Source organism: Agrobacterium sp. ST15.13.013 (assembly GCF_027956525.1).
GTDB classification, from domain to species: Bacteria; Pseudomonadota; Alphaproteobacteria; order Rhizobiales; family Rhizobiaceae; genus Agrobacterium; species Agrobacterium salinitolerans.
The window spans coordinates 1-391 of record NZ_JAQKGP010000115.1 but is presented as its reverse complement, the minus strand read 5'-3'; the positions used below and the strand labels follow the sequence as shown (position 1 = coordinate 391).

The 391-nt window shown below is 62.1% G+C and carries 1 protein-coding gene; it reads left to right on the top strand.

Going from position 1 to position 391, the window contains the following annotated elements:
• Positions 1-391, top strand: a 391-nt coding sequence (locus PL597_RS26145) for a hypothetical protein (RefSeq protein WP_442866801.1), incomplete at both ends; no start/stop codon positions are given.

Here is a 391-nt window from a genome sequence, read left to right as displayed (position 1 = left end):
CGCCAGCCTGCGCGCGTTTCATAATTCTCCCTCGGTTGAAGCGCTGATTTCACAATGTGATTTCACACTTGTTGCCGGTTCCCGGCTGCGCAGCAACGAAACGCGCTCGTGGACGCTGGAACTGCCCACGCCGCGGGTGCAGATTGATATTGACCCGGCGGCGGCCAGCCGTAACTACTTGATGGACAATACCCTGGTGGCGGATTGCCGGGCGCTATTAGCGGCGCTGGCAGCGCGGGTGCAGGGCCGGATATGGGGCGATGCGCGTTGGGATAGCCAACTTAAAGAGGCGGTAGAGGGGGCGGAGCAGGGGCTGCGCGACCAGTGCGGCGATTACGCTAAATTGAATGACGCGATTGCGCAGGCGCTGCCCGATGACGGCATCCTGGTG